The sequence below is a fragment of the Streptomyces sp. NPDC002265 genome (assembly GCF_040296125.1).
Taxonomy (GTDB): Bacteria; Actinomycetota; Actinomycetes; order Streptomycetales; family Streptomycetaceae; genus Streptomyces.
The window spans coordinates 1-7115 of record NZ_JBEOWS010000430.1 but is presented as its reverse complement, the minus strand read 5'-3'; the positions used below and the strand labels follow the sequence as shown (position 1 = coordinate 7115).

Here is a 7115-nt window from a genome sequence, read left to right as displayed (position 1 = left end):
GCCGTCGTCCGCGACGGTCAGGACCACTGCGCCGTCGGCGTGGCGCAGGGTCACCTCCACCCGGCCGGCCTCGGCGTGCCGGGCGGCGTTGGTCAGGGCCTCCTGGACGACCCGGTAGAGCACGAGTTCCGTCTGCTCGTCCAGGGCGGGCAGCCCGGGGTCGAAGCGGCGCACCACGCGCAGCCCGGCGTGCGTGGCGAACTCGGTGGTCAGCGAGGTCAGGGCGCTGACCAGGCCGAGGTCCTCCAGCACGCCCGGCCGCAGCCGGCGCACCAGCCGGCGGACCTCGTCGAGGCTCTCGCGGGTGATCTCCTGAGCCTGTTGCAGCTCACCGCGCAGCGGCTCGGCCGCCGTGTCCGCCGCCCGTTTCAGCGCCAGCAGGATCGCGGTCATGCTCTGGCCGACCTCGTCGTGGAGTTCCTGGGCGATGCGGCGCCGCTCGGCCTCCTGCGCGAGCAGGACGCGGGCGCTGCTGGCGGCCCGTTCGTGTTCGAGGCGGTCGAGCATGGCGTTGAAGGTGCGGATCAGCTCGGCGATCTCGGTGTGCCCGCGTTCCGGCAGGCGCTGGCCGGGGCGCAGCAGGTCGACGGTGGTCATCAGCTTCGCGAGCCGGCCCAGGGGAGCCAGGCCGATCCCCAGCAGGGCGGCGTTGGCGACCAGCATGACGGCGAGGCCGGCCACGAGGATGACGGCCTCGGTCAGCACGACCGGTACGGACACCGTCACCGGGGCCCACAGCAGCAGTGCGGTGGCAGTACCCAGCACCACGGCGTTGAGGGCGAAGATCCGCCAGAACAGCGACACCGGGATGACAACCCTTCCTCGTGCGATACGGCTCTGTTTCCACTGTCGGTCACCGCTGCCGGTCACCGCGCACCCTGTGCCCGAGCCGAGGCCGCGGTTCCCGACCGGCCTGTGGCCACCCTCCCTCCGCCCCGCCCGGCCCGTCGATGGGCTCCAATGCCCATTTCCGCGGCCGGGCCGGCCCAGGTCGCGACGGGCTCGGCGCGGCGCCGCAGATGGGTATCGCGCCCGATGGGTTTCCTACGGCGCCTCGACCAAGGTGGGGGCATGGACCACTCACCGTGACTTCGTGACTCCGCCACCCCTGGACCCCGTGACCCCACGGTCCCGGTCCGGGTCGCGCCTCCCCGGTCCAGGGCTTCACGCCTCACCTTCAGCTCCGTACGTCCCCGTTCCGTCGAGGAAAGGACCCGTCATGTCGCTCGACACGCCCCGCACCGAACCCCGATCCGAAGCGCGGACCGAACCCCGATCCGCAGCCGGTTCCGAGCCCCGTCCCGAACCTCGTCCCGAGCGACTGACCGCGCACGAGGCCCGGCAGCGACTCGAACACGAACGCAACTCCCGGCTGACGCAGCTGCGGGCCATCGCCGAGGCCGGACCGAGCACGGGAGATCCCATGGCGGCCGCGCAGCGGGACACCGTGCAGCGTGTCCTCAAGGAGATCGACGCGGCGTTCACCCGTATCGAGAACGGCAGCTACGGAGACTGCGAGGGCTGCGCCAAGCCCGTCCCCGTCGAGCGCCTGGAGATCCTGCCGCACACGCGGTACTGCGTCCCCTGCCAGCGCGCCGCCGCCTGACCGGCGTCCGCCCAGCCTCCGTCCGCTGCCCCGTCCGAGGGGGAATTGGTGAACCACCAGAGCACCCGCCACCGCAACACGACCCTGTCGATCGAGGACCTCGCCGCCCTGCGGGAGAACCTGCACGAGCAGCGGCTGTTCCGCCTGGAACAGCTCCAGCAGCTCTCTGCCGCCGCGCACCGCCCCCAGGCGCTGTCCGACCGGCGCGCCGCCTCCCAGACGGAGGTCCGGGTCAAGCTCGCCGCCTCCGCCCGGATGGTCCTCGCCGACGTCGAGGCGGCCCTCGTACGCATGGAGCAGGGCCGGTACGGCGCCTGCCACCTGTGCCGCAGGCCCATCGCCCGGGACCGCCTGATCATCGTGCCGCAGGCCCGCTACTGCGGCCGCTGCCAGCAGGTGCGGGAGGCGGGCCGGTGACCGGAACACCCCGCCCGCGCTCCCGGAGCGCGCGGCACCGTACCTGGCCCTGCTGCCGGCAGTGCTGTGGCGTCGCCCTGGACCTGGGCAGCGAACGCACCCGGGTCTGGGCGTCCGGCCGGGGCGTGATCCTGGACGTGCCCACGGTGACCTTCCCCGGGGACGGCGGGCTGCACCCCATCCAGCGCGCCACCATCATCGACGTCCCGGGCACCGCCCTGATGCTGGACCGTCTGCTCGGCCACCGGCTGCCGCACGCCGCCCGCCCCATGTTCATCCTGACCACACCCGTCCTGAGCGGACCGGCCTTCCGCGAGGCGGCCCGCGCGGCGGTGGAGCGGCTGCGGCCGCACGGCGTGCTGACCGTCCCGGCGGCGCGAGCCGTGGCCACCGCCGCGGGCGCCGATCTGAGCAGGCCGCTGCTCGTGGTGGACCTCGGGGCCCACGTCACCGAGGTCGTCCTGCTCACCGACGGCTTCGTGACCGACGCCCGCCGTACCGCCCTGGGCCTCAGCGACCTGGACAGTCGCACCCCGCCGGCCCGGATCGTCGACGCGGCCGTCGCGATGATCACCACCATGCTGGAACAGGACCGCACCACCCAGACGCTCGACGCGCTGCGCCGAGGGGTGCTCCTGGCCGGCGGGGGCGCGCTGCGTCCCGACATCGTCTACCGCCTGAGCGGGCAGCTGCACGCCCCCGTCACACCGGTGCCCGCCCCGCACACCGCGGCCGTCCGCGGGGCCGGCCGGCTGCTGGAGGCCGCCCAGGCGCACCCCTCGACCAGCGGACTCACCGAGTCCACGCACCCGCAGTAGTACAGCCGGGACCGTGCGCCCCCACAGGGCACCGGGACCGTGCGCCCTCCAGGAAAGGAGACACATGGTGGCCCGTGAAATACGCCCGAACAGCCGCCGCCCCCCTGAACCCACGCCCGGTGTCCTGCTGTGGCGGTGGCGGCGCAATCCGCTGCGCCGCCGGACCGATGTCGTGGAGGCGTGGATCGCGCTCGGCCTGCTGCTCGCCGTGACGGCGGCGACCCCCGTCGCGATGTTCCTGGTCGGCGACGCGGCCTATCGGCACCACCGGCAGACCGCGCGGCACGAGGCCGCCGTGCGGCACCACATCCCCGCGGTCCTCGTGCACGACGCCCCCCGGCACCCGGAACCCGGCTCTCCCGAGGCGAAGATGACGCGGTATCCGGTCACCGTCCGCTTCACCGATCCGCACGGACACACGCGGACCGCCACGGCCGACGTCGAACCCGCACTGCGCACCGGCGACGAAATCCGGGTCTGGGTCGGCGAGGAGGGGCAGATCACCGAGCCGCCGCTGAGCGCCGAGCAGATCCGCAACCGCACGATGGGCGCCGCGATGGCCGCCGCCCTGGCCGTTCCCGTCATCGGCGTCGCCGCGTACGGCTGCGCCGCCCGCAGGCTGGAGCGGCGCAACCTCGCGCAGTGGGACACCGCCTGGGCCCGGACGGCACCCCGGTGGACGACGTCCCCCTGACCCGTCCCCGACACCGCAGCCCGGCGGCCGCTTCCCTGCGACTCGACCCGCCGGACAGGCCCTAGCCGCAGCGAGGACCTTGGGAGATCACTCCGTTCACGTCGACACGCGCGGTGGCCGGAGCGGTCCCGCGTCGCAGGCCGAGGGTCATGGAGCCCAGCCGGCGTTCCGTGAAATGGACGGCGTACACGATGCGTTCGCCCTCGTGCAGCGTTTCGACCCTGCGCACCTCGACGGGCTCGCCCGCGCAGGTCGCGGACGTGACCTCCTGGTGGTCCGCGGCCAGCAGCACGGTCCATCCGGGGTCCGGGACGTAGCCCAGCTCGGTGATGTCCGGACCCTTGCTCAGCGGTATGGGGTGCGGCAGACACGTCACCACGCTGAAGCCGGCGACGTCGGCGGCGCAGAACCGGTCGTCCCGCGTCTGCCAGACGAAGCTGGAGATCCCTCTCTCGGTGCGCACCTCCACGAAGCCCCGCTCGTCCGGGGCGTCCTTGCCCTGCTCGTCCGGCTGTGACCGCAGCCATTCTTCCGCTGCGGCCCGGGTGGCGGCGTCGGTGTCGGCGCCGTCCCGGACCGGCGGGGCCGAGGCCTTCGGCCGGGCCGACGTCGCCGTCGGTGTCGGAGCGGCGCCGCCGCTGTCGTCACCGCCGGTGGAACAGGCCGCCAGGACCGACATCACCGAGACGGCCAGACCGCATGTGAAACGTCCGCGCATGTGCCCCGTCCCCTCCTGCCCCCTCGTCCGCTCCTGATGGTGACGTCCTGGGCCGTCATGAGGTTGCGGTCGCCCGAACATCCCGACTGGCGTACGGCACAGGGCTGTTGAGGTCGCGCTCCAAGCCGCCCGGTTCCCCGGGATGGCCCCGGCCTCCGGGAGCAGTCACCGTGTGTGACGGTGACGCGATGGTCCGGGGGTGTCGATCGCGTGGTCGGTCGTCTCACCTGCCGAGAAGCGGTTTGACATTAGGACGACTTATGGCTGATATAGAACATGCTTTGGCCATCAGGTAACGATCCGTGATGGTCGTGCCCGTCTAGTCGAATGAGTCACGCCGTGTCCCTGTCCTCCGCCGTCCCGACCCCCGCAGACCCCGGGGAGGAGTGGAACGTCTGGCGTGCCGGGCGTCTTCGGGCGCTCCCCGCGCCGACCGGGAATCTCGCCCTCGTGGAGACCCGCTGGCTCCCGGCCGGCGAGGAACCCGACGTCGAGGCGGCCCGCGCCGGACAGCCGGACAGTGTGACGGTCACCACGCTGCGCCGCACCGACCTCGTCACCGGCGAGCCCGAGCAGGGTCTGCGCTTCTGGGACGCGGACGCGCCCGCCATCCGGAACTTCGAGGGCGTCGAGGCGTTCCCGTACGACCCGGCCTGGGTCCTGGAGGCCACCTACACGGCCGTGCCCGGCGCCCGCCGCATCCCCTTCGAGCACCTCCGGGACAACGGCGGCACCCGAGACCTGGTGGTGCCGGGCGACATCACGCTCACCGTCGACGGCCGCGAGTACACCCTCAGCGCCTTCGACGACGACGGCACCCTGCTGCTCGTCTTCGGCGACCCCACCAACGGGGACACCACCTACGGCGCCGGCCGCTTCCTGTTCGTCCGGCGCACCGACGACGACAGCCGCGTCGTCCTGGACTTCAACCGGGCCTTCGTGCCGCCCTGCGGATTCTCCGATCAGTACAACTGTCCGATGCCGCCGCGGCAGAACCGCTTCCACCTGCCGGTCGAGGCCGGCGAGAAGCGCCCCGTCTTCCGCGACGGCTTCCTCGCGCAGCACTGACCGGTCCGCAGCCCTCCTGTTCCACCCAGCACGAAAGCGCCCCGAACCATGCGACTCAGCACGTCGACCCTGTACGTCACCGCCACCACGGCCGTCCTCGCCCTCGCCCTCACCGCCTGCGGCGCCTCCGGCGCGAAGAGCACCTCCGCCGGCACCTGGGACAAGAACGCCACCGTCAACATCGGCTCCCTGTACGAGCCGCAGAACCTCGACAACACCGCGGGCGGCGGCCAGGGCGTCACCGAGGCCCTCAACGGCAACGTGTACGAAGGCCTGTTCCGGCTCACCGACGACGGCAAGGTCGACAAGCTCCTCGCCCAGGACTACCAGGCCTCGGCCGACGGCCTCACGTACACCTTCACCCTGCGCAGCGGGGTGAAGTTCCACAGCGGCAAGGAACTCACCAGCGCCGACGTCAAGTACAGCCTGGAGAAGGTCCTCGCGGACGACTCGCAGTCCGCCCGCAAGAGCAACCTCGAGGTCGTCAAGGACATCGCCACCCCGGACGCGCACACCGTCAAGGTCACGCTGTCCCAGAAGTCGATCTCCTTCGTCTACAACCTGTCCTACGTCTGGATCATCAACTCCGAGGCGAAGGACCTGAAGACCGGCGAGGACGGCACCGGCCCCTACACCCTCGCCAAGTGGACCCGCGGCTCCGCGCTGAGCCTGGACCGCTTCGCCGGGTACTGGGGCGACGCCGCCGCCAACAAGCAGGTGGTCTTCCACTACTTCAAGGACGCCACCGCGCTGAACAACGCGCTGCTGACCAACGCCGTCGACGTGGTCACCAGCGAACAGTCGCCCGACGCCCTGGCGCAGTTCAAGAGCAACCAGAACTACAAGGTCAACGACGGCAACTCCACCACCAAGCTGCTGCTGGCCTTCAACGACAAGGCCAAGCCGTTCACCGACGTCAAGGTCCGCCAGGCCGTCTCCGCGGCCATCGACGACCAGAAGCTCCTGGAGTCGGTCTGGGGCGGCTACGGCAAGCCGATCGGCTCCATGGTGCCGCCCACCGACCCCTGGTACGAGGACCTCACCAAGGTCAACGCCTACGACGTCACCAAGGCCAAGAAGCTGCTCGCCGAGGCCGGCTACGCCAAGGGCTTCTCCTTCACCCTCGACACCCCGAACTACGACCCGCACCCCACCGCCGCGACCTTCATCAAGTCGCAGCTCGCGAAGGTCGGCATCACCGTCGAGATCAACACGATCACCCCGGACGAGTGGTACACGAAGGTCTACAAGAACCACGACTTCACGGCCACGCTCCAGGAGCACGTCAACGACCGCGACCTCGTCTGGTACGGCAACCCCGACTTCTACTGGGGCTACGACAACAAGCAGGTCACCCAGTGGGTGGCGCAGGCCGAGGAAGCCACCACCACCGCGCAGCAGACCGAACTGCTGAAGAAGGTCAACCGGCAGACCGCCGAGGACGCGGCCAGCGACTGGCTGTACCTGTACCCGCAGATCGTCGTCGCGAACAGCAAGCTCTCCGGATACCCGCTCAACGGCCTCAACTCCCAGTTCTACGCGTACGACATCAAGAAGCAGGGCTGATGGGGCGCTATCTCCTGCGCCGCTTCGCCTTCCTGCTGGTCTCGCTGGCCCTGGCGAGCGTGGTGCTGTTCGTCCTGCTGCGCCTGCTCCCGGGCGACCCGGCCAACGCGCTCACCTCGGTGGGCGCGAGCCCGGAGCAGATCGCCGCGGCCCGCCACTCCATCGGTTCCGACCGGCCGCTGCCCGAGCAGTTCACGCACTGGCTCGGGCAGCTGGCGAGCGGCGACC

Annotated in this window: 8 protein-coding genes and 1 pseudogene; 7 read left to right on the top strand and 2 right to left on the bottom strand. The window is 71.3% G+C overall.

Annotation, left to right across the window (positions count from 1 at the left end; genetic code table 11):
• On the bottom strand, positions 1–804 hold an 804-nt coding region (locus tag ABT085_RS41465), incomplete at its 3' end, for a HAMP domain-containing sensor histidine kinase (RefSeq protein ID WP_351620787.1).
• A gap of 415 nt (positions 805–1219) precedes the next feature.
• Between ABT085_RS41465 and ABT085_RS41460 the strand changes: the two genes are divergently transcribed.
• The 4 genes from ABT085_RS41460 to ABT085_RS41445 all read left to right on the top strand — a co-directional run bounded on the left by ABT085_RS41460 (position 1220) and on the right by ABT085_RS41445 (position 3535).
• Complete coding sequence (locus ABT085_RS41460; protein ID WP_351620784.1) at positions 1220–1606, top strand: TraR/DksA family transcriptional regulator; 387 nt, start codon at positions 1220–1222, stop codon at positions 1604–1606.
• A gap of 45 nt (positions 1607–1651) precedes the next feature.
• Entirely contained in the window at positions 1652–2023 is a 372-nt protein-coding gene (locus tag ABT085_RS41455; protein WP_351620781.1) for a TraR/DksA family transcriptional regulator, read from the top strand.
• A complete protein-coding gene (locus ABT085_RS41450) occupies positions 2020–2841 on the top strand; it encodes a rod shape-determining protein (protein ID WP_351620778.1) in 822 nt (273 codons plus the stop codon). The genes ABT085_RS41455 and ABT085_RS41450 overlap by 4 nt, the downstream gene beginning before the upstream one ends.
• Positions 2842–2908: 67 nt before the next feature.
• Entirely contained in the window at positions 2909–3535 is a 627-nt protein-coding gene (locus ABT085_RS41445) for an Rv1733c family protein (protein WP_502982947.1), read from the top strand.
• Between the two features lie 61 nt (positions 3536–3596).
• On the opposite strand, the gene ABT085_RS41440 is transcribed toward ABT085_RS41445, so the two are convergent.
• Entirely contained in the window at positions 3597–4253 is a 657-nt protein-coding gene (locus ABT085_RS41440) for a hypothetical protein (RefSeq protein ID WP_351620773.1), read from the bottom strand.
• Between the two features lie 327 nt (positions 4254–4580).
• On the opposite strand from ABT085_RS41440, the gene ABT085_RS41435 reads away from it, so the two are divergent.
• From ABT085_RS41435 to ABT085_RS41425, 3 genes and pseudogenes are all read left to right on the top strand, one after another.
• A complete protein-coding gene (locus ABT085_RS41435) occupies positions 4581–5321 on the top strand; it encodes a DUF1684 domain-containing protein (protein ID WP_351620770.1) in 741 nt (246 codons plus the stop codon).
• Positions 5322–5369: 48 nt separating this feature from the next.
• The gene (locus ABT085_RS41430; protein WP_351620767.1) at positions 5370–6887 is read left to right on the top strand and encodes an ABC transporter substrate-binding protein; all 1518 of its coding nucleotides are present in this window, start codon (positions 5370–5372) and stop codon (positions 6885–6887) included.
• Positions 6887–7115: pseudogene (locus ABT085_RS41425) on the top strand (ABC transporter permease); the annotation flags it as partial. The gene ABT085_RS41430 and the pseudogene ABT085_RS41425, both read left to right, overlap by 1 nt.